We start from the raw sequence: 23,764 nt of genomic DNA, 5'->3' as shown, positions 1-23,764 counted from the left end.
TACTACTTATTCTAATTTAAAGCCAGCAATGTTGACTCCAGCTTAATAAATTAAACTTAGCTAGTATTATAGACTATAAACTTATAATAGTATACCTTAATTTATTTACAAATATAATATTCATCCATGGTATAGTTCATGATAAAAATTTAGTTAGGATAGTATTATTACTTTCCTAACTTATTATAAAACTTTATATTATATTATTATTCACTAAGACTTGATTTCATTACATAAGGTATGTTACCTATTAGATCATTTGCAATAAGACCATATTCTCCCTTATCATCTTTAGCCCTGTCACCAGCTTTGCTATGGATATAAACACCTAATATTGCCGCATCTGAAACATTTATTCCTTGCCCTAATAACGATACAACAATACCTGTTAAAACGTCTCCAGAACCAGCTGTAGCCATTCCAGAATTACCATAGATATTAATATTGATCATACCATTAGGTGAAGAAATTATTGTTCTAGCACTTTTTAAGATGCATGTAATTTTATACTCTTTACTAAATTCTTGTGCAACTTTTATTGTATTGTTTGTTATTTCATCTATATCATAATTGGTAAGTCTAGACATCTCACCTAGATGAGGAGTAATTATTACCTCACAATTTCGTTTGTTTAATATATCTACATCTTTTGATAATGCATTAATTCCATCAGCATCTATAACTACCGTTTTACCAAAATTACTAATTACTATTTCAAGCATCTCTCTCGTTATATTATCATTACCTAATCCAGGTCCTATGGCAATGGTATCAGCCCATTTAAGCATTTCTAACAACTTACCCTTATCTTCCCTAGACAATTTGTCATTATCTCTATTATAGGTATCAATAACTGCCTCTGGTACTTTTGTTGTTATAACATTAGAGACTGATTCTTCAATAAATGATTTAACTAATCCTGCTCCAGTACGATAAGCCGCTAAAGAAGTCATGACTGCTGCCCCTATCATGTTCCTAGTACCTGCAATTATTAATACTTTACCATACGTTCCTTTATGAGACATTTTAACTCTATTAGGCATAAAGTATTTTGCTAGATTATCATCCATTATTGAAGTACCCGAATTAATTCTATCTACTGATATATTTGGAATTCCGATATCCCCTACAACCAAATCTCCTACATAGTTAGCTCCTGGATATAAAAGCAAGCCAACCTTAGGCAGGCAAAATGTGACTGTCTTATCTGCACACACAGAAGTTCCTAAAATCTGGCCATTATCAGCATTCACTCCAGAAGGTATATCAACCGCAACTTTATAGGCATTAGTAGAATTCATCATATTAATAACTTCTAGGTACTGTCCAGTTATTTCTCTACATAACCCAGTTCCAAAAATAGCATCATATATTACATCACAATCATTAATAAGTTTTTTAATCTCAGACCTCTGTTTTTCGGTCTTATATTCGTAGATATCAATATCAAGTTTTCTAGCGATATCATAATTTATTTTGGCATCACCTTTGATTTTACTAGAATCACCTATTATGATTATAGTCGCTTTTATATTATTACAGCTTAATATTCTACCTATTGCAAATCCGTCTCCACCATTATTTCCTATTCCACAACAAATAACAACATGTCTACTTCCTTTAAGTATCTGTATGGTTTCACTTACAACAGACATTGCTGCGTTCTCCATTAGAACAATACCAGGGATACCAATTTCTTCAATTGTATATCTATCAATTTCTTTCATTTCATAACTCTTGACAACTTTCAACTTAAGCATCTCCTTTTAATTAAGTTACTCCCCTATGGCTATAGCTATTACATTATCTTTTGAATGTGATATGGATACATGTATCATAGAAATATCAAGTTGTCGTGCTAAATCTTTAGCACCATTATATAAAATTACATAAGGTTTACCCTTATCATCACGTAAGACTTCAATATCTATAGGAGCAAAATGTACAAAACCTGTACCAAGAACCTTAGAAACTGATTCCTTAACAGCAAAATTGCCTGCTATTGTTTCACCTCTATAATTTTTAGCTGCAAATAATTTATTTTCATCGGATGTAAAAAATTTTTCTAGGAATCTTTTATTGTGAATAGCCTTTTCTATTCTATCAACTTCAACAATATCATTACCTATTCCTTTTATCATTTACTTCCTCCTAGATATTTTTTATCATATAATTCAATGACTTCATATCCTACTAAATCATGCATATAAGAATATATCTTATCATATTTTTCTTTTGCCTCAGTCTGTCTAACAGCTTTTTCTTTCAACTCTATCCTGACTTTTTCAATCCATTCATGTAATTCGTCTAATTCATTTTTTGTATTATACATTCTCATATAACAATCTTGCATGGTATATTCTAATAATTCTTTATTGATGGTTTCAATTTCTTTAGGTACGTTTTCCATTCTAGATTCCATCTTATCTAGCTTAACCTTAATGTCATTGATGTATTTCTTGCTTTTTTCCATTTCGCCTATGGCTTTATCATCTTCATCTTCAATGGCTTCTTTCATATTATCAACTATATCCACCATCATTTTCTTTTTAAGTAACGTATATTCTTTCAGATCATTTGTAAGTTGTCCTTGTTCGCCAATTAGTTTATTAAGCTTTTTTTCAAGATCAGCTATTTTTTTTGGTTTATTATTGCTTTTAAAAAGTTCATGCCATCTATTATCCAATGTTAGGATATGTACTTTTTTTTCTATATTAATTGGCTTTTCAATCTTTTGTTTTGCAAAAAACATATATTCACGTCCTCATTATTTATATATACCTAGTCATATAATAAAATTTTTTCTATATTAATTATATCGTAACAAAATATAATATTCTATAGCACAATATAATTAAAAGGTACCCAAATACATGAGTACCTAATAACCTCTACGAATAGTTATTCATTCTTAAGGAACATAAATTACAGACGCTTAATTATATTCTCCTTTGATATTATATGAGAGAGTCATCAAACTGTCTAACAAATGTACATTTTCTACAATAACATTTTCATTAGATAATTTTAGGTCAATAGGAGCAAAATTCCATATTCCTTTTATCCCATAACTAACTAAATCATTAGCAACTTTTGGTGCTTTCTGTTTTGGTAATGTTAAAATTGCTAAATCAATGCTATTTTGTTTTATGAAATCTCCCATTTCATCTAAATCTTTGATTTCAATACCTCTTACAGTTATACCAACGAGCCTCGGGTTAACATCAAAAAGCCCTTTAACTTCGAAACCTCTTTTATCAAAATTAGTATAATTAGCAAGGGCTTGACCTAAGTTCCCTGCTCCAACAATAATTGTATTATATTTATTCTCTAGACCAAGTATTTTACCTATAGCGTTATATAAATATTCAACATTATAGCCGTAACCTTGTTGACCAAACCCTCCAAAATTATTTAAATCTTGTCTGATTTGTGAAGCTGTTACACCCATTCTGTTACTTAATTCTTTAGAGGAAATCCTTACAACATCGTTTTCCAATAAGTCTCCTAAGTATCTGTAGTATTTTGGTAATCTTTTAATTACCGCCGTTGATATTTTCTTTTGTATCATATAATCAATCCCCAATCCTGATACTATTTTGGAACTTTTATACAAATAATTATATATGGTTGTTAAATCTATGTCAAATAATCAAATGCGGATAAACCCTTATTCTTTATGTATTATCACAGTAAAAATCATTAACACAAATCCTATATTTAGTAAATATAGTTAAAAACAATTAAATGTTTTTTGTATTCAATCTATATTTTATAAATTATATCACAAAACCCTGATATTTTACAGCTTTTTCTAGAAAATTGTACTTATAAAAAATTTTAATATCCTAAAATTCATACATATTTATTGTAATAAAAGAACAAAAGAGGCTGCGCCTCATTTCGTATAACGAATTTGTACTTTAAAAAGTCTTATCAGCGCATATAAAAACATTTCTATCCATATATTTTAAAAATAGAATTCAGTTCTACTATTATTATCTATAAAAGTTCTTTCCCTAGATATCTATTAATAGCATCTTTAGTTTTTTTTGTATAGTTTGCATCAGTATATAATATTCTTTGTATAGTTCTTTGAGATAAATTAGATTCTTTGGCTAGATCCTTAATGGTTATTTTATTTTCAACCATATAATTCCCTAACTCTTTTCTCTTTATCTCATCCTTTTTATATTGTCTATTATAGAAATAAGTTGTATTTACTTTTGAACTAATCTGTCCTAATTTCCTTTTGCGTTGATAATCAAGGCATTTTTCACATTGTTTAACACCTCTAATAAGTGATTCTTGTGATAAAGATTTACCACATCTTATACATTGTTTTCTCTCTACACGAGCTTTTCTCAATTTTTTCATATAACCTGCATTACGACTCAAGTCATCATCCCCTTTAGAAAAGTTCTTTTATCATATATATGTTGTCCTAAAGAAATTTATTCTTATGTATGAACAAAAGAGGTTAAACCTCGTTTAATAATCACATAATTATTAATATACTAACCAAAAACCTCTGATTTTAAACCCTTTAACTTTTCAAAACTAGTGATTAATGGTATCATAGTATGGTAATTTTAATATTAATAGGAGGCAACTATGATTTTATCATGTAAAAATATATGCAAAGCATTTGTAACGAATACAGTACTCGATAATATAAATTTTTGGTTAGAAAAAGGTGATAAAGCAGCTATTGTAGGTATTAACGGTGCTGGAAAATCAACACTATTTAAGATTATCACCAATGAATTAGAAGCAGATTCTGGACAAGTTATAGTTAATAGTTTAACCAAACTTGGATATCTATCACAAAATAGTACTCTATCTTCTGAGAAGACTATTTATGATGAAATGCTGCTAACCTGTAAAGAAATAATCCAAATGGAAAATACCCTAAGAGATTATGAAGTCAAAATGTCTGAATTAGATGATGGTAGCGAAGCTCTAAATGCACTTATGAAATCATATTCTGATCTTCAACATACTTTCGAAATCAATAATGGATACGGCTACAAAAGTAATATAAAAGGTGTGTTAAAAGGTCTTGGCTTTTGTGAAGAAGACTTCTCCTCTAATATATCAATCCTTTCTGGAGGACAGAAAACAAGAGTAGCCCTAGCAAAAATACTTCTAGAAAAGCCAGATATATTACTGTTAGATGAACCTACTAACCATTTAGACATTAACGCATGTGAATGGTTAGAGGGTTTTTTATGTAATTATCAAGGTACTGTTATAATTATTTCACATGACCGTTATTTTCTTGATAAAATAGTGAATAAAGTTATTGAAATAGATAACACTCATTCTCATATATATAACGGTAATTATAGCTTTTATATAAAGCACAAGGCCATTAATCAAGATATTAGCGTCAAACATTATATAGAGCAACAAAAAGAAGTAAAAAGGCAAGAAGAGGTAATTCGTGAACTTAGATCTCATGGTAGGGATAAGCTAATCAAAAGAGCTCAAAGTCGTGAAAAACAACTAGATAAAATTAATATGATTGATAAACCTACATTAATTAATGATAAGATGAATCTTAAGTTATCCCCCAGAGTTATAAGTGGTAATGATGTTCTTACTGCCACTGATGTTTCCAAATCATTTGATAATAAACATCTATTTTCTCACCTTGATTTTCAAATTAAACGAGGTGAAAAAATTGCACTTATTGGTGATAATGGTACAGGTAAAACAACATTATTTCGTATTATAAGCAATGAATTAACTGGGGACACCGGTAAAATTTCACTTGGAGCTAAAGTAAAAACAGGATATTACGATCAAGAACATACAACGCTAAATCCAAATAATAATTTAATTGAAGAAATATCTGATGAGTATCCGAATATGAACACAGGACACATACGAAATACATTAGCGGCTTTCTTATTCACTGGTGACGATGTCTTTAAAAAAATATCTAGTCTAAGCGGTGGTGAAAAAGGCAGATTGATACTCGCTAAACTCATGTTATCAAATTCTAATTTCTTACTTCTGGATGAGCCTACTAATCATCTGGACATTATATCGAAAGAAATTCTTGAATCAGCTATAAATAATTATACCGGCACTGTTCTATTCATTTCTCATGATCGTTATTTTATAAATAAAATAGCAACAAGAGTATTGGAACTAACCCCTAATAAATTAAATAGTTTCTTAGGAAATTATAATTATTTAATAGAAAAGAAACAAGAAGAAGAAAAACAACGATTACTTGAATTAGAAAATAGTATAGATAATAATAAATATACCGACATTCCTATTGCTACTTCTAATAAACAAGACTGGTTAAAAAGTAAAGATGAACAAGCAAATAAACGTAAACTTAATAATCAGATAAAAAAATTAGAAACTGAAATACACCAACTTGAAAACGATATTTCATCAATTGATGATCAGTTGTGTCTTGAAGAAATATATACGAATGCTGAAAAAGCTACAAAGCTCCTTGATGAAAAAACTACTTATGAAAATGATTTAGAAAATCTATATGAAAAATGGGAGAAATTACTCTGTTAGAGTAAATTCTCCCTTTTATGTTATTTTCCTATTATATCCATTAATTTGTGATCCACTACATTTTTCAATGTATTTTTCACATGTAGATTAGTTAATTCTTCTACTTTATTCTCATCACCCAATTTTATAGCTTCCACAATCGCTTTATGTTCTTCAACTGATTTTTTAGCTCTTGCCTCAGATGAAATTGAAGCTCTTCTTATTCTTTGAACATAATGATGGAAATCTGATAAAACATGTTTTAATATTTTACTATGTGAAGCTTGGTATAACGCCTCATGAAATTTGGTATCTAATTCATAAAGTTGATCTAAATGTCCTTTTTTATAATGAAATTCAGATAAATAAACAATCTCTTCTAGTAATTCAAGTTGTTCTTCATTTATGTTAGTAGTTGCCCATCTAGCAGATAATCCTTCAATCAACGACCTTATTTCATAGATATCTTGTATATCCTTAGCATCAATTCCAGAAACTACTGCACCTTTGTTTGGTATAATTGTTACTAGACCTTCTAATTCTAGTTGTCTTATAGCTTCTCTTACGGGTGTTCTACTAACCCCTAATTCTCTAGATATCTGTGTTTCTTTTAAAGGTTCATTATTCTTATATCTACCCTTTAATATATCTTCTCGTATTTTGTTAAAAACTCTACCTCTTAAAGAGTATTTATCAGTTACTTCTTCGTGAAGATTATACTCGCTCACTGGTGTGCCTCCTCTTATTTATAGGATACACTTATTAATATGAAGTCTTCCATATATTAATTGTGTATGCTATATATATTACACTAATTCTCTTTTAAATAATATTACAATATTTATCCTATGTAAAGTATAAATAAAAATTCGTATGCAACATATATATTATACACATAATTTATAATTTTTCAATTGTTTTCATTAAATAATTTGTAAATTCTTCATTAGTTGCTCCAGTATTTCTTCCAGTAATAGCAAATTCTTTCTCTGTATTACAGATTTCAAGAGCTTTATATAGTTTATCAGCTTTATCTGGATAGCCAATATGACTTAAAAGCATACCACTCGCTCTGATAATACTTGATGGATCAGCATAGATATCTCTACCTTCGTCTACCATTCTAGGTGCAGAACCATGGATTGCTTCAAACATCGCATATTTTTTACCAATATTCGAACTACCTGCTGTACCAACTCCACCTTGGAACTCAGCTGCTTCGTCAGTTAAGATATCTCCATATAGATTAGGAAGAATCATTACTTGGAATTGTGTTCTTCTTTTTTCATCAACTAATTTAGCAGTCATAATATCGATATACCAATCATCAACTTCAATACCTTCATATTCTTTTCCTATTTGTTTACAAATTTCCAAGAATTTACCATCAGTAGTTTTAACAACATTTGCTTTTGTTACAATCGTAACTTTATTTTTCCCATTCTTCTTAGCAAATTCGAATGCAGCTCTTGCAATACGTTCTGCTCCACCAGTTGTTATTACTTTAAAATCTAGCGCAATGTCATCATCAATATTAATTCCTTTACTTCCAAGAACATATGCACCTTCTGTGTTTTCTCTAAAGAAAGTCCAATCAATACCTTGGTCAGGAACTTTAACAGGACGAACATTAGCAAATAAATCAAGTTCTTTTCTCATAGCAACATTAGCACTTTCAATATTAGGCCATTGGTCACCTTTCCTTGGAGTGGTTGTTGGTCCTTTTAATATTACATGACATTGTTTTAGTTCTTCTAAAACATCTTCTGGTATAGCTTTATTAGCTTTTGCTCTATTCTCTATTGTTAATCCACTTATAATCTTAAAAGTTACTTTATTACTCTTAACTTCATCTTTCAATAGATATTGTAATACTCTATGAGCTTGGTCAGTTATAGCTGGTCCGATTCCGTCTCCTCCTACAACACCAATCACTATCTCATCTAATTCATCATATTTAACAAAATCACCTTGTTTTTTCATCATTTTAACTCTGGCTTTTTGTTCTTTAATAAGTTCTTCAAATTTACTAATATAATCCATATCTATTTCATTCCTTTCTTGGTTTAATATACGATTATTTTACAAATTCTTTATAAAATTGATTTTACCGCCTGCAAGAACCATTTTTAATTCTTTGTCTGATAATTCTATGTTCATTTCATAATCAACTTTTTTAGTTTTATTATGAATAATTACTTTTCCTGTTTTTACTTGTTCAATTACATTATCCATTGATAGATCATCATCAAGACTTATTGTATCGTAATCTTTCATATTAATAAATGTAAGTGGTAAAATACCTGAATTGATTAGATTAGCTTTATGGATTCTAGCAAAACTCTTTACAAGAACTGCTTTTATCCCTAGATACAATGGCGCTAGGGCTGCATGTTCTCTACTAGATCCTTGTCCATAATTATCTCCTCCAACAATCATTCCACCACCATTTGCTATTGCTCTTTTAGGAAACTCTTCATCACATGGTGTTAAACAATAATTAGCTAAGTGAGGTATATTAGACCTAAAAGGTAATAACTTAGCATTAGAAGGCATAATATGATCTGTTGTAATATTATCTTCTACAATTATTAAAGCTTTTCCTTCCACAGTATCTTTCAGTTCTTCATTAAGTGGGAAAGGTTTAATATTTGGTCCTTTTACAACTTTTACTTCACTACCATCCTCTACAGGAGGCACAACCATATTATCATTAATATAAAATTTATCTGGCATAGCAACTTCTATATTAGTAGTACAATTAGTAGGATCTGTTAATTCACCTGATAATGCACTAACTGCAGCAGCCTCTGGACTAAGTAAATAAGCTCCTGCTGAAATTGTTCCACAACGTCCTTTAAAGTTTCTATTAAAAGTTCTAAGTGTAACTGCATCTGTTGCTGGCGCTTGCCCCATACCTATACAAGGTCCACATCCTGATTCTAATATTCTTGCTCCAGCTGCTATCATATCAGCTAATGCACCATTTGCAGCTAACATATTAAGTACTTGTTTTGAACCTGGTGCTATAACTAAACTCACTTCAGGATGAACTGTCTTACCCTTTAATATCTTAGATACTTTCATCATATCAAGATATGAACTGTTAGTACAACTTCCTATACATACTTGATTCACTTTTAAATCTTTTATGTTAGATATTTTTTCTACGTTATCTGGACTATGAGGCATAGCAACAAGAGGTTCAAGTTCATTTAAATCAATATTTATAGTCTCTTCATAAACAGCATCTTCATCAGCTTTTAATTCTTTCCAGAGTCCTTCTCTATCTTGAGCTTTTAAAAATTCAAGAGTTACGTCATCACTTTGGAATACCGAAGTGGTAGCTCCAAGTTCAGCACCCATATTTGTTATAGTTGCTCTTTCAGGAACGCTAAGAGAACTAACTCCTTCTCCTGTATATTCAATTACTTTACCAACTCCACCTTTTACGCTCATGATTCTTAGAACTTCTAAAATAATATCTTTTGCTGTTACAAATGTTCTAAGTTTTCCAGTTAACTTAACATTAACCACTTTTGGCATTGTAATATAGTATGTTCCGCCTCCCATGGCTACTGCTACATCAAGACCACCTGCACCAATAGCAAGCATACCTATTCCTCCACCAGTTGGTGTATGACTATCAGAGCCTAATAAAGTTTCCCCTGGCACTCCAAATCTTTCTAAGTGCACTTGATGACATATACCATTTCCTGGTCTAGAAAAATACACTCCATGTTTATAAGCTACAGTTTGTATGTACTTATGGTCATCAGCATTTTCAAATCCTTGCTGTAGCATATTATGGTCAATATAAGCAACTGATCGCTTTGTTTTCACTTTATCAATTTCCATTGCTTCTAATTGTAGATATGCCATTGTACCTGTAGAATCTTGAGTTAGAGTTTGATCTATTTTAATACCGATTTCACTACCTGGAATCATTTCACCTTCAAGTAAATGATCTTTAATAATCTTTTGTGTTAAATTAAAACCCATTGTAAATCCTCCTTATCTATTTTTTAAGTAAATTTTTTACTATATATGCAAAAAATTTTATATATATTCAATTATGGTATTATTGTATACGATTATACCTAGAATGTCAATAGTTTCATAGGTTGTAGGCAACTTCTATTAAGACATTAGTTTCAATTAGACTCCTAGAAACGTTTGTTAGAATTTATTTCCAACTAATGTATTAGATAAATGAATATACTGTGTATTTATTTCATAACTATTGTAATAGGAAAATAAAAGGTTAGCTATTATAGTACTACCAATATTGAAAGGAAAATTTATATGATAGAAAGTATAAATACTTACTATTCTTTAAATGATATTCCAGATGAATTTCTAAAATCAAATATTAAGTCTAGTAAAAAAGAGGATATTGATGATATATTTTTACTTCTATTGGTATTATTTATCATGGATAATGATACTTCAATACTTGATAACGATATATTAACTAATCTAATGGAAATATTTCTGAATTAGTGATCCTATAATAAAAATATATACAAACACACATTTAAACACTCCTTCATAAAATATATTATACTTACGACAAACTGAGGAAATTGTAAGAAAAGTTTAATTCTGAAAGGAGGGCTACTATGCAATGTAATAATAATATGCTTTTACTATTACTACTTTTATCAATGTCTAGTGATGGAGGTTCCTGTGGAGGAAAAGGCTCATATATGGATAATAATATGATGCTTTACATGTTAATGTTTATGCTTATGGGTGGCGGAATGGGTGGTAACTACTAACCCGATTTGTCCTCTTCATAGAAAAATATCTTGTCCTAAATGAACAAAATCATTTAGGGCTTTTTTTATCTTATAGGAACGTTCTACTAATTAAGCATATGAAATAGAAACGTTTTCATATGCGTCAAGGAAACTTTCCTAACGACTGAAACTTCCTACGATAGACGAGGCATAGCCTCTTTTCTTGAGCCCTATTCTAATAATTTTTTCACATCAATTAGTCCCCATCCTTGATGAGCCTGCGAGAACCCTAGATCAATAGTGGACTCTTTCAATTTAAGTTTTATATCTTTCCCTGTAAGTTCTGGGTACTTAGACAATAATAAAGCGATACACCCACTTACCATAGGTGTTGCCATTGAAGTACCACTTTTTTTAGTATACCCTGCCTCTTTGTCTGGATAATATTTATCTTTTGGTGAATAGGCTTTATCAGTACTACATGCAATTATATTAGAACCTGGAGCTACTACATCAGGTTTTTTTATACACTCTTTTGTAGGACCTCTTCCAGAATAATCAGATATCAAATCTTCCATTATTTTTACAGTTTCTGCATCATCTGAAGAACCTACAGTTATAACCTTACGACTTATACCAGGAGTCGTAATCGTTCCTTCATCTGGTCCGTTATTACCGGCTGCAGTAACAACAATCAATCCACTGTCCCAAGCTGCATTCACACCTCTTACAAGAGCAGATTTTTCTCCTTCTATATCTTTCATTCCTACTGATAAATTGACTATCCTTATATTAAATCTTTTTTTATTATTTAAAATCCATTGTATACCAGCTAAAACATCAGATATATTACCTGAGCCTTTTTTATTTAAAACTTTTACTCCAATAATATTACTATCTGCAGCTACACCCTTATATTTGCCATTAGATTCATAACCATCTCCACAGATGATTCCAGCCACATGCGTTCCATGTCCATTATCATCGTATGGAAATTCTTTATTTTCTACAAAATCCTTAAACCCAACTAGCCTATTCTTGTTTTTGACTAAATCATTATGAGGATAGACACCTGTATCAACAACAGCTACGCCAATACCTTTACCTGATACACCTCTATCGTCAGCCCATATGGTATTGATTGTTTGTCTCGCTAAATCCATTTGTGCTGTTATTAGAGCATCATGTTCTACTGTTTCAACGCCTTTTATCCCCTCTAATTCCCCAACATATTTTTCAGGTAATTCTAATACATATGAATCAATCATAGGAAGTTTATATTTTACAGTTCCCAACCTTTTTAATTCATTTTCATTTTTATCATTTATACTACAATTGACAATAACTTGAACTTTTTTATCTTGTAAATCATCATTATTAACATTCAGATTATTTCTTCTAGTTTTTTTTTCTATTTCAATACCCTTATAAGTACTATCTTGTTTTCTTTTTGATCCTTGTTTAAATAAAAAAGGCAAAAGAAATATTCCTATATTTTTCATATTATACCTACCTACTTTGGATTAATATATTTTATTCTAAATTGCGTAACTATATGATTTATTTATTAACTTTCCTCAAATCATTCATAGAAAACAAGCCTTTTAACATAAAATATTAAGAAAGTATATATGGAGGCAATTTATGAGTGATGTAGCTCCTAACGGTTATTTAGGTGGAAGTAACAATAATATGATGTTTCTTATGTTATTCCTTATGATGTCTGGTAATAATAGTTGTGGATGTGGCTCTGGCGGTATGGGAGGCCTAGGAGACAATAGTATGTTATTAATGATACTTATGCTTATGTTATGCAACGATGGTGGTGGATTATAGTACTTATCTTAATTAGTAGAACTTTCCTATAAGAAAAAACAAGTGGTATGAGTAATCCTCTTACCATTTGTTTTTTTGTAAAATTGGAATGGCTATTTACTTAACATATACAAAAATATAGCAACCATACTATTGTTATTGTTAATACCTTTTGATATACTCTGAGATTTTATTGTAGGCTTACATTCTTTATCTATCTCATATACTGTATTATCTTCAAAAATCAAATCCCCTTGTTGATCTAATATCTTTTTATCCTTAGTATCTGTTATAGTATCTTCTTTATGCTTTTTGTTATCACTCATAAAACTGCTGAGTAACATTCTTAGAGCATCAATATCATTAAATACCCCTGATAATCTATCTATGTTTTCAACTACCTCATTATCCATAAATGGTTTTATGGCTTCAAGTAGTTGTAAGTTATCTTTATTATTTTCTTTTGATTTCTCTTTATATTCATTTATTGTAAGAGAAAGGGTATTAATTAATTGTTCTCTAGTAATTTCTATTATGGCTTGTTTAATATTATCAAGGCAATCTGTCATATCGATTTTATTATAATCACTTATTGAATTATTATTTTCATTGTTGCTCATTTAACTAATATCTCCTATACTTCCTTAATTTACTATATGTAATATCATAATTATTGGTAACATATTATATAAGTTCAATATATATAAGTTAATTAAATTGATAAAAGTATTATTTTTAAAGTAATTGTAAATTAATAACTATTACTCACATACAATATTATAGATAATAGATTTAGGGGGCAAAGAGATTTGGATTCCAACGATTCTAACAACAATAATTTCAATACACTTACTACAATGTTACAACTGCTCAAACAAAATTCTAATTCTAATGATTCTAATAACTCTAGAGATTCTAATTTTGAGATTGATACCATTATAAATAGTAATGAAATGAATGTTGTAAAAGCAGCAATACCATATATGAACCTTGATAATCAAAGAAATATGGCAGTACTTGTTAAATTTATGGAATTTATTAAGACTGTAAAATTATATAATAACCCTACAATAAATGAAATTCCTGAATTGAATAGAACAAATATAACCAAAAGAGATATGCTACATGCCTTGCGTTCAGGATGCTCAGATAAAAACAAACAAATTATAGACATTATGTTGAATATAAAGAACATACAATCAATGATTACTACTATGAATAGTAAATCTACGTACCAACCTGTTGATAATAGTGTTAATGACTCCATTCCAAGTGATAATCTAAATCAGGATGAATTGATTAAAAAATTAAAGCAATTGATGCAGCAAAGCCAAAATACATAAGTTAATTAACATATCTTTTATTATATTATAAATAATTCTGATGGAAAGGGTGTATTTGATGAGCGATAGTTCTCACATATTGAATGACGAAACTTTTAAAGATATAAGTCCACAAAAACTTAAGATCATGGTTGACATGCTTAATGATATGACAGGAAAACCTATGGAGCAAAAAGTTAGGGTACTGTTTAGTTATGGAGTAAAAATGAAACAAAACGGCTTACAGTTCACAAAGCAAGAATCATCTCTGATTATTGATTCTATGAAAAACAATTTATCTCCTACTGATAGAAATAAACTTGATATGGTCGTAACTATGATGGAAATGATGTAATCAATCAACAAAAAATCCATATATCCTCCTATAATTAATATGTTAATTATGAATTAAAGGATATATGGATTTTATAATTATTTCACTACTATATTAATAATTTTATTAGGTACATATATTTCTTTAACGATATTCTTACCATCAAGTTTATTTTCTATAGCATTTCTAGCTTTTTCAAGCACACTATCTTTTGCTTCGTCAACATCAATAGTAATTGTAGCTCTTACTTTTCCGTTAACTTGAACTGGCATTTCAACTTTGTCATCCTTCATTTTATTCTCATCATATGTTGGCCATCCCTTAGTAAATACGCTTTCATCATGACCAAGCATTTGCCACAATTCTTCAGAAATATGAGGAACAAAAGGAGAAAGTAAGATTATTAGATTTTCTAATGTCTCTTTGTCTACACCACTATTGTTCTTAGATATACTAATCAATTTATTAGTATATTCCATAAATGCACTAACTACCGTATTAAGGTGGAAACTATCAAGACGGTTAGTCACTTCATATATTAATTGATTCCTAACCTTCTCTAGCTCATTAGTAACTTTTACATCTCTATCTTTATTTTCACTAACTAAGTTCCAAACTTTATTTATATAACGATAAACGCCATCAATACCTCGATCATCCCACTCAGAATCTAATTCTGGTGGTCCAACAAATAGTTCATATAATCTTAATGAATCACAACCATATTTATCTACCAAATCATCAGGTGAAACTACGTTTCCTTTAGATTTACTCATCTTAGCACCATTTTTACATATCATACCTTGGTTGAATAGACGTTTGAAGGGTTCCTCAAAATCTACTACACCCATGTCATATAAAAATTTAGTGTAGAATCTTGCATACAATAAGTGAAGTACAGCATGTTCAATTCCACCAACGTACATATCTACTGGTAACCATTCTTTTGCTTTTTCTTTTGATACTAATTCATTTTCATTATTAACATCAATATATCTTAAGAAATACCATGATGAACCAGCCCATTGTGGCATTGTATTTGTTTCTCTTTTAGCTTTTCCTCCACATACTGGACAAGTAGTATTAACCCATTCATCAATATCAGCAAGTGGTGATTCTCCTGTTCCTGTTGGCTCATATGACTTAACATCTGGAAGGGTTACTGGTAATTGATCCTCTGGAACTGGAACAGCTCCACATTTTTCACAATGTACAATTGGAATTGGTTCTCCCCAATATCTTTGTCTTGAAAATACCCAGTCTCTTAATTTATAATTAACTGTTTTCTTACCTATTTCATGTTCTTCTAGATAATTAGCAATAGCTTCTTTTGACTGGGATGATTTCATTCCATTGAACACATCTGAATTAATCATTTCGCCTTCACCAGTATATGCTTCTTGTAAATCCACTATTTCTTTTCCATCTTCAGCAATTACTTGAATTATTGGTAAGTCAAAATTCTTTGCAAATGCAAAATCTCTATCATCATGTGCTGGAACACACATAATGGCTCCTGTACCATAATCAGCTAATACATAATCTGAAATCCAAATAGGAACTTTAGCTCCATTTAATGGATTGATTGCATAACTACCTGTAAACACACCAGTTTTCTCTTTATCTTGTAATCTATCCACTGATGATTTCATAGATGTATCAAATACGTATTTTTCTACCTCTTCTTTTTGTTCATCAGTAGCTAATTTACTAACCATATCATGTTCTGGAGCAAGAACCATAAAGGTTGAACCATATAGAGTATCTGGTCTAGTTGTAAATACCTTTATGCTTTCATCTATACCATTAATCTTAAAATCAATTTCAGCTCCATAGGATTTACCAATCCAATCACTTTGCATTTTGATAACTTTTGCTGGCCAATCAAGTTTTTGTAGATCATCAAGTAATCTCTCAGCATATGCAGTAATCTTAAGCATCCATTGACGTAAATTTTTCTTAGTAACTTCAGTACCACATCTTTCACATTTACCATTTATTACTTCTTCATTAGCAAGACCTGTTTTACAATCCGGACACCAGTTTATTGGCATTTGTTTCTCATAAGCCAAACCTTCTTTGAACATTTTTACAAATATCCATTGAGTCCATTTGTAGTATTTTGGGTCTGTTGTATTTACTTCCTTTGTCCAATCATATATAGCACTAATTTCTTTTAATTGTCTTTTGAAATTTTCTACATTTGTTGATGTAGCTTTAGAAGGGTGAATTCCCATCTTAATTGCATAGTTCTCAGCTGGAAGCCCAAATGCATCCCAACCCATTGGATGAAGTACATAGTAGTTTTGAAGTACTTTATATCTGCTCCAAACATCACTAAGTACATATCCTCTCCAATGTCCCACATGTAATCCACTACCTGATGGATACGGGAACATATCTAAACAGTAATATTTTTCTTTACCTTCTTCATCTTTGTTGATTGGATTTTCTTGCCAAACATTACGCCATTTTGTTTCTATTTGTTTATGATTATAAACAGCGCTCATTTTTTTTCCTCCTTTATTACCTTTCTTATCAAGAACATTAAAAAATCTCTATGCAATTTATGCATAGAGACGATATATTCTCGCGGTACCACTCTACTTTATCTCATAAGAATTTACATTCATGTGAAATACTCTTTGTCTTTGTAACGATAAGTAACCGTCCTAACTTACTTATTTTCAGATAGGATACTCCAAGGCGAGTTCAATACATATTGATACTGTTTTACACCATCCAACAGCTCTCTATAACCAATAAAATATCTACTAATCCTTTTCATTGTATATTATAATTATATAATTAAACGTATCATAACATATTGAATGAGTAAAATCAAGGCATAATATGCAAACAAAATCAATTTAAACTATAAGTTATTTAATATGAATATTATTCTTGATTATCTGTATTGAATATTCCATTCCAATCTGGTAAAATATCAATTCTTGTAATCTTACTAGCCTCATTAAGTTCTTCAGTATCAAATTGAATCATCATTATGTACATATCACCAAGGTCAAAATATAAAGCTTCTGAAAAATCATATTTATAAATAGTTTTATAATGATTACAAACCTTTAGCGCATTATCTCCTACACCAAAACCCTCTTGAGTCAGATATCCTTCTTTATTCGTCCTTACACCCATAACTCTTGATAATCTGCTGTCCAAAGTGATATCCAAACCAATTCCTTCTTCATCATTATAGGTGATTAAAAAGCCGTTACCATCTTTTATGACGGCATAATCAGTTCCATATAGTGAAATGACTTTTTCTTTCATTTCACCTATTTTTATATCTCCAATTTTCATCTTTACATCAATAGAATCATAGTCAAATTTACCTTCTACTTGGTCAGACAAACCTTCTATCTTAATATAACCGTATCTATTCCATGCGATAGAACCTAAATCTTCAACAAGAGCCCATTTTTCGTCTAGATTATTTGTTCCGGTTGATATGACCCTAACCTCTTTTGGACTTGTCCCAATAATTTCTGAATCAGAATATGGAAACATCATTAATGAACAATCACTTTCATAAGATTTTACACCTACAATATTTTGATATCTATCTTCCCTGTATATGAGGTCTTCATCTCCATTTTCAGCTTTATCTTGGTTATCATTATTTACATCTAAGGCATCAATTTGTTCATTAAGTTTATTATTTTCTTCTTCCAGCTTCACTATTTGATCCTTAAGATTGTTAATCAATTTCTCCTGTGTTTTCTGATTCTCATTATTATTGATTACAATTTGATCTTCGTTTACTTGATTTTTATTACTACATCCTATAATAATAACTGATAATATTATTAATACTATAGATACATTTAATACTCTACTATACTTCATTACACTCTCCTCTTTTATTATAAAATCAATAACACTGGTAATAGAGTTTTTATAACAATACTAATTTTCCATATTTATTTGTCCTCTTCCTTCGTTTCTTTCATATCCTAGACCTTCATATAATTTTAGAGCATTATAATTCTCTACATCAGTTGCTATAAAACTCCTTACAGCACCATTCTCTATACCCCACTTTATACAATAATTCAACAGTGATTTGCCTATACCTTGATGTTGATACTTAGGGTCTACCGCCAATAATCTAATCCATACCACAGTCCCTTTTTCACTATCAAATCCATACATATTCACTAATATGACTCCAATGATTTCATTATCTTTTTCTGTAATAAATATTTTGGAGTGTTCTGTTTGGTACCATTCTTTTATTGCTTCTTCATCTTCTCCTTTAAAACCTCTAGATAATCCTTTGCATGATTTAGTAAGTAAACTAGCTATTTGTGTTTCGGATTCTTTTAATTCTCTTATCTCTACACTATTGTTGCTCTTACATATGTACTTAGTTAAATCCTTATACCATAGATCAATAAATTCACTTTCTATATTAAATCCTATTTTATTCATCTCATCTACAAAATCTTCTGGTATAAACTCTACATATATTTTATTTCCTTTCATTTCAGTTAAGAAATTGTTGAATTCCTTAATAAAATTATCCCTAGAATTACATGCCCAGTACAATTGAATTTTATCTATTAAAACTTTATATACTATTAAATACTCCTCATTTTCTTTATATATTAACGAATTCTCCAAATCTTCTTCATCAACATATTCAAAGCAATTGTATTTGTATGTTTTTCCTTTATTGATTAATGATTTCATGTTTTATCTCCCCTTATTAAATGTATTAATTCAGCTAATCTAACAATTTTTCATTATTGTTTCACACATTTTTATTCATTCTATTTTTAACAATCAAATAAATACCTATTGCTAATTTTAACACTGGTCCAAATATTTCAAAGAACCTTATCAATCTTAAATTAAAAGTGTACCCTTGAGAATTACCCAAAAAATAATATGGTATTTGAGTAAGTAAAACTGGTAATGTTTTTATTACAATTATAATTCCTAAAACCAATAATACAATACTTAATAACTCCCTATACTCTACATTGATATTTAAACTGTCATTACTATCATTTCCTATTATAGCTGAAACAATCTTGTCTGTATAAATCCATAACAAAACAGCTATCCCTAAGATTACAATAAAATTAATTATAAAATATAATGAACTGTTTACTCCAAGATTCTGCAGAGCACTATTAGTTCTTTTTATCCCAGGTACACATAAGATAATGATTTCCTTAAATAGGATAATAGCCTTAATAAAATAATACAATGATAAAACCCTAATTAATAATTTACCTAACTTCCTCATTTGTTAATACTCCCTTCACTTATAAATATTACACTATAAAATAATATTTTAGTTTCTTATAACTATTATATCTAATAAATCAACAATATCAATATCATAATTAATATAAAATTATAATATTTACTTCTATTTTATTATTGATTATTTATTTTCATAGGGACTTACTAGCTTTTCTTTGCTTCTTTCTCCTGTAATACTAAGTATTAGTTTATCCATCTCTTCTCCATTAATTGATATTTCTCCATCAGTATTATCTAAATGCAAATTATAATTCGGTTCATTATACCAATAATAACCATCAATAACATGATTATTATAATATAGTTTCAACTCGTATTCAGCAGGTAACCTATCTAGACAAATATTTTTAGTAATATTTCCCGACCTTATCAAATCAAGTATTTTTTTAATAGTTTTTTCATCATCCACTATTACCTCTTCTTTTTTAGCATATTGTTTATTCTCAAAATCTGACCAAACAGATATAATTCCAATCTTTTTAACATTCTTATTATTCATCATTATATTTCCAATTATAACTAATATTATAAAAATCAAATTAAGTACTATTATAATTTCAACTATCTTTTTCATAACTCACCTTACCATTTCCGATTATATAATTTTACTTTCAACTCAATATCTTAATTAGTTTTATTGCTATTGCTAATGATTCAAAAAATATTATTACTACAGATAAAACTATAGTTCCTCCCATGAAATATTTCTTCATAAGTTAATTTCTACTCAATCATTCTTTTTATAAGTTACTTCTAATATTTTATTGATATTTTCTTCAATATTATTTTTAGAAGTATCAAGCACTATATCCCCTTCTACCTCTTTCCATTCTAGTGATTTCCTTTCTATCATACTTATGATAGGTTTTGGCAAATTACCTTTCATCCTCTTTGAAAATCTAGTCTTAATTATATCAATGTCTGCAATAAATTTAACTTTAACACAATCAATATTATCAAGTTTTGCTATTACATCTTTTTCAGTTATCACATATATGATGTTGTTAACACAAGTATTCACATCTACACTAGCATCAACCATTTTATTATAAAAATTATTCCAAGCATCATTTTCATTTTTAGCTAATTTCAGATAATCTTTTCCACTATATACTTCAGCATTAACCATATCTCTTATTTTTTCAGCAACAGTAGATTTTCCTGTACAGCTTTCTCCCATAAAAATAAATAACATAATTTATCCCCCTTAACATACAAATTATATTTTCAGTAACCATAAGAAATAAAAAGGCCATCCAATAATGGACAGCCATTTAACCTTTTATTCCTCGTTTTTCTTAGCTTCAATTACTTTCTCTTGAATATCCATAGGAGCTTCATCATAACGCTCGAATTTCTGAGTAAATAATCCTCTACTCTGTGTCATTGAACGAAGATCTGTTGAATATCCATACATTTCAGATTGTGGAACCTCAGCAATAATTTCTTGCTTACCTTTTGCAGGATTCATACCTAACACACGACCTCTTCTTTTGTTGAGATCTCCAATAATATCTCCCATATAAGCATCTGGTACTATTACTTTAACACTTAAAATTGGCTCTAATAAAATTGGTGAAGCTTCTACCATTCCTTTTTTGAATGCTTGTGTGGTAGCAATCTTGAATGCCATTTCTGATGAATCTACAGGATGATAAGAACCATCTACTAATGTAGCTTTAACACCTACAACTGGATACCCTGCAATAACTCCATGATTCACTGATTCTTGTAACCCTTTGTCAACTGCTGGGAAATAATTCCTAGGAACTGATCCTCCGAATATCTTTTCTACAAATATATAAGGTGTTTCTCTATCTCCTGATGGTTCAAATTCAATATGAACATCACCATATTGTCCATGACCACCAGATTGTTTTTTGTGTTTACCTTGAACTTTAACCTTTTTCTTAATTGTTTCTCTATAAGGAACTTTAGGTTTTTTAAGATCCACACTCACTTTAAACTTAGCTTCCAATTTGCTAATTATTACATCCAAATGTTGACCACCAATACCATACAATAGTTCTTGATGGTTTTCCGAATCTAGTATAATTTTAATCGTTGGATCTTCTTCCATTAATTTATGAAGACCCGATGATATTTTTTCTTCATCACCTTTTGTTTTTGGAAATACTGCTCTACATGCAAGAGATTCAGGGAAATTTATTCCTTTTAATTTGACAGGAGTTTTTTTATCACATAATGTATCTCCAGTACTAGTATTTGACATCTTAGCAACAGCCCCAATATCACCTGCTCTAATTTCTTTTACTTCAATCTGTTCTTTACCTCTCAATACATAAATATGTGAAATTCTTTCAATATCATCTTTGTTAACATTCAAATAAATAGAATCTGCTTTTAATACTCCTGAATAAACTCTAAATAACGATAAGCGTCCAATATATGGATCTACAATTGTCTTGAATATCAAGGCACTCATTGGCTCATCTTTGTCACAAATAACTTCTATTTCTTCTTCCGTATCAGGATTTATTCCCTTAACTACTGTATTCTCTTCTTTTGGAGCTGGCATATATTTAATTATAGAATTAAGCAATACTTGTACTCCTGTATTCAAAATACCGGAACCACATAGTACAGGAACAATAGTTCCTTCGATAACCCCATTATGAAGTGCTGTTTGAATTTCTTCAAGTGTAAATTCTTCACCCTCGAAATATTTCTCCATAAGCTCTTCATCACTCTCAGCAACTGCTTCAAGAATCATTTCTCTAACTGGCTCTAATTCACTAGTCATACCCTCTGGTATATCACACTGTTCTACATGGTCTTTAACAAATTTTCTTCCTTGCATCTTAACTACATTAACAAAACCAATAAAATGTTCTCCTTCTTTAATAGGAACTTGGAATGGAGCGATACTTTTCCCAAAAATATCTCTTAATTGGTCAAGGACATTTTTCAGATTTGCTTGGTCATCATCCATATCAGTAACAAATACCATTTTAGGTATTTCCATCTCTAGTGCATATTCCCAAGCTTTTTCAGTTCCTACTTCAACACCAGACTTTCCAGATACAACAATAATTGCACTATCAGCAACTCTAGTCGCTTCTTTTGCTTCTCCCATAAAATCGAAATATCCTGGTGTGTCTAATAAATTAACTTTACAATCTTGCCATTCAATAGGAATACAGGATGTGTTTATTGAAAAACCTCTTCTAATTTCTTCTTTGTCGAAATCACTTATTGTATTCCCTTCTTCAATCTTTCCTTGTCTCTTAGATATTCCTGCAACGTTTGCCATAGCTTCTGTTAAAGTTGTTTTACCGCTTCCACCATGACCTAAGAGTGCAACGTTACGAATTTGTTCAGATGAGTAGATTTTCATGGATTTTCCCCCAATCATTGGAATATTTTTTACAAAATTAGTAAATACAACAAAATATTTTTTCAATTTTTTATTAAAAAAATAAAGTTGTTATTAAATTATTAAACTATAACACTAAATATGTGTTATAGTTAATATTCTACTATAATCATTGAATTCCTTCAATAATTTCAAAAAATATTTATTAATTTTATTAATTTTGCACAACATTTTTTACAGTTCAACCTTAAAATGCTTATGTGCATATTTCATTAACTCAAACTCAAATAAAATAAACTATTTTACTAATTACGTGTTATATTTTAATTAACATTTGTATTAAATATAATATTTAATTAATTTTATTATTATTTTTATATTATATATTCTA

Annotated in this window: 23 protein-coding genes and 1 other annotated feature; of the genes, 6 read left to right on the top strand and 17 right to left on the bottom strand. The window is 29.6% G+C overall.

Annotated elements, in window-relative coordinates:
- Positions 1–206: 206 nt before the first annotated feature.
- The 5 genes from ACX6CF_RS06305 to ACX6CF_RS06285 form a co-directional block, all read right to left on the bottom strand.
- Entirely contained in the window at positions 207–1,751 is a 1,545-nt protein-coding gene (locus ACX6CF_RS06305) for an NAD(P)H-hydrate dehydratase (protein WP_458784462.1), read from the bottom strand.
- A gap of 24 nt (positions 1,752–1,775) precedes the next feature.
- Entirely contained in the window at positions 1,776–2,141 is a 366-nt protein-coding gene (gene acpS, locus ACX6CF_RS06300; RefSeq protein ID WP_458784461.1) for a holo-ACP synthase, read from the bottom strand.
- The gene (locus ACX6CF_RS06295) at positions 2,138–2,752 is read right to left on the bottom strand and encodes a hypothetical protein (protein WP_458784460.1); all 615 of its coding nucleotides are present in this window, start codon (positions 2,750–2,752) and stop codon (positions 2,138–2,140) included. Before ACX6CF_RS06295 ends, acpS begins: the two co-directional genes overlap by 4 nt.
- Positions 2,753–2,935: 183 nt before the next feature.
- Positions 2,936–3,571 carry a redox-sensing transcriptional repressor Rex gene (locus ACX6CF_RS06290; RefSeq protein ID WP_458784459.1) on the bottom strand — a complete coding sequence of 212 codons (636 nt, stop codon included), beginning with the start codon at positions 3,569–3,571 and terminating at the stop codon, positions 2,936–2,938.
- Between the two features lie 431 nt (positions 3,572–4,002).
- Positions 4,003–4,398, bottom strand: coding sequence for a hypothetical protein (locus tag ACX6CF_RS06285; RefSeq protein ID WP_458784458.1), 396 nt, complete (start codon positions 4,396–4,398; stop codon positions 4,003–4,005).
- A 216-nt stretch (positions 4,399–4,614) separates the two neighbouring features.
- On the opposite strand from ACX6CF_RS06285, the gene ACX6CF_RS06280 reads away from it, so the two are divergent.
- Entirely contained in the window at positions 4,615–6,549 is a 1,935-nt protein-coding gene (locus tag ACX6CF_RS06280; RefSeq protein WP_458784457.1) for an ABC-F family ATP-binding cassette domain-containing protein, read from the top strand.
- 20 nt (positions 6,550–6,569) lie between these two features.
- Here the strand turns inward: ACX6CF_RS06280 and ACX6CF_RS06275 are convergent, their stop codons facing one another.
- The 3 genes from ACX6CF_RS06275 to ACX6CF_RS06265 form a co-directional block, all read right to left on the bottom strand.
- Positions 6,570–7,256 carry a GntR family transcriptional regulator gene (locus tag ACX6CF_RS06275; protein ID WP_458784456.1) on the bottom strand — a complete coding sequence of 229 codons (687 nt, stop codon included), beginning with the start codon at positions 7,254–7,256 and terminating at the stop codon, positions 6,570–6,572.
- Positions 7,257–7,428: 172 nt separating this feature from the next.
- Positions 7,429–8,571, bottom strand: a complete 1,143-nt coding sequence (locus ACX6CF_RS06270; protein ID WP_458784455.1) for an isocitrate/isopropylmalate family dehydrogenase — start codon at positions 8,569–8,571, stop codon at positions 7,429–7,431.
- 39 nt (positions 8,572–8,610) lie between these two features.
- Positions 8,611–10,530, bottom strand: a complete 1,920-nt coding sequence (locus ACX6CF_RS06265) for an aconitate hydratase (RefSeq protein ID WP_458784454.1) — start codon at positions 10,528–10,530, stop codon at positions 8,611–8,613.
- 303 nt (positions 10,531–10,833) lie between these two features.
- Between ACX6CF_RS06265 and ACX6CF_RS06260 the strand changes: the two genes are divergently transcribed.
- Complete coding sequence (locus ACX6CF_RS06260) at positions 10,834–11,031, top strand: hypothetical protein (RefSeq protein ID WP_458784453.1); 198 nt, start codon at positions 10,834–10,836, stop codon at positions 11,029–11,031.
- A 119-nt stretch (positions 11,032–11,150) separates the two neighbouring features.
- Positions 11,151–11,309, top strand: a complete 159-nt coding sequence (locus ACX6CF_RS06255; RefSeq protein ID WP_458784452.1) for a hypothetical protein — start codon at positions 11,151–11,153, stop codon at positions 11,307–11,309.
- A 191-nt stretch (positions 11,310–11,500) separates the two neighbouring features.
- Here ACX6CF_RS06255 and ACX6CF_RS06250 read toward each other — a convergent pair whose 3' ends face one another.
- Positions 11,501–12,433, bottom strand: a complete 933-nt coding sequence (locus ACX6CF_RS06250) for a S8 family peptidase (protein ID WP_458784615.1) — start codon at positions 12,431–12,433, stop codon at positions 11,501–11,503.
- 481 nt (positions 12,434–12,914) lie between these two features.
- On the opposite strand from ACX6CF_RS06250, the gene ACX6CF_RS06245 reads away from it, so the two are divergent.
- Positions 12,915–13,106: a hypothetical protein gene (locus tag ACX6CF_RS06245; RefSeq protein WP_458784451.1), complete on the top strand. Its 192-nt coding sequence runs from the start codon at positions 12,915–12,917 to the stop codon at positions 13,104–13,106.
- Positions 13,107–13,198: 92 nt separating this feature from the next.
- On the opposite strand, the gene ACX6CF_RS06240 is transcribed toward ACX6CF_RS06245, so the two are convergent.
- On the bottom strand, positions 13,199–13,705 hold the full coding sequence (locus tag ACX6CF_RS06240; protein WP_458784450.1) for a hypothetical protein: 507 nt from the start codon (positions 13,703–13,705) through the stop codon (positions 13,199–13,201).
- A gap of 189 nt (positions 13,706–13,894) precedes the next feature.
- On the opposite strand from ACX6CF_RS06240, the gene ACX6CF_RS06235 reads away from it, so the two are divergent.
- Positions 13,895–14,428, top strand: coding sequence for a hypothetical protein (locus ACX6CF_RS06235; protein ID WP_458784449.1), 534 nt, complete (start codon positions 13,895–13,897; stop codon positions 14,426–14,428).
- A 58-nt stretch (positions 14,429–14,486) separates the two neighbouring features.
- A complete protein-coding gene (locus tag ACX6CF_RS06230; RefSeq protein WP_458784448.1) occupies positions 14,487–14,762 on the top strand; it encodes a hypothetical protein in 276 nt (91 codons plus the stop codon).
- Positions 14,763–14,839: 77 nt separating this feature from the next.
- Here the strand turns inward: ACX6CF_RS06230 and leuS are convergent, their stop codons facing one another.
- From leuS to fusA, 7 genes are all read right to left on the bottom strand, one after another.
- On the bottom strand, positions 14,840–17,251 hold the full coding sequence (leuS, locus tag ACX6CF_RS06225) for a leucine--tRNA ligase (protein ID WP_458784447.1): 2,412 nt from the start codon (positions 17,249–17,251) through the stop codon (positions 14,840–14,842).
- 62 nt (positions 17,252–17,313) lie between these two features.
- Positions 17,314–17,538: a binding site (T-box leader), on the bottom strand.
- Between the two features lie 101 nt (positions 17,539–17,639).
- Complete coding sequence (locus ACX6CF_RS06220) at positions 17,640–18,608, bottom strand: hypothetical protein (protein ID WP_458784446.1); 969 nt, start codon at positions 18,606–18,608, stop codon at positions 17,640–17,642.
- 60 nt (positions 18,609–18,668) lie between these two features.
- Positions 18,669–19,454: a GNAT family N-acetyltransferase gene (locus ACX6CF_RS06215; RefSeq protein ID WP_458784445.1), complete on the bottom strand. Its 786-nt coding sequence runs from the start codon at positions 19,452–19,454 to the stop codon at positions 18,669–18,671.
- A 61-nt stretch (positions 19,455–19,515) separates the two neighbouring features.
- The gene (locus ACX6CF_RS06210; RefSeq protein ID WP_458784444.1) at positions 19,516–20,016 is read right to left on the bottom strand and encodes a hypothetical protein; all 501 of its coding nucleotides are present in this window, start codon (positions 20,014–20,016) and stop codon (positions 19,516–19,518) included.
- A 141-nt stretch (positions 20,017–20,157) separates the two neighbouring features.
- A complete protein-coding gene (locus ACX6CF_RS06205) occupies positions 20,158–20,610 on the bottom strand; it encodes a hypothetical protein (RefSeq protein WP_458784443.1) in 453 nt (150 codons plus the stop codon).
- Between the two features lie 153 nt (positions 20,611–20,763).
- Complete coding sequence (locus ACX6CF_RS06200) at positions 20,764–21,231, bottom strand: hypothetical protein (protein ID WP_458784442.1); 468 nt, start codon at positions 21,229–21,231, stop codon at positions 20,764–20,766.
- A gap of 87 nt (positions 21,232–21,318) precedes the next feature.
- Positions 21,319–23,394, bottom strand: a complete 2,076-nt coding sequence (gene fusA, locus ACX6CF_RS06195) for an elongation factor G (RefSeq protein ID WP_458784441.1) — start codon at positions 23,392–23,394, stop codon at positions 21,319–21,321.
- Between the last annotated feature and the right edge of the window lie 370 nt (positions 23,395–23,764).

The sequence above is a fragment of the Vallitalea sediminicola genome (assembly GCF_054408565.1).
This window is presented reverse-complemented; position numbering and strand designations above follow the sequence as displayed.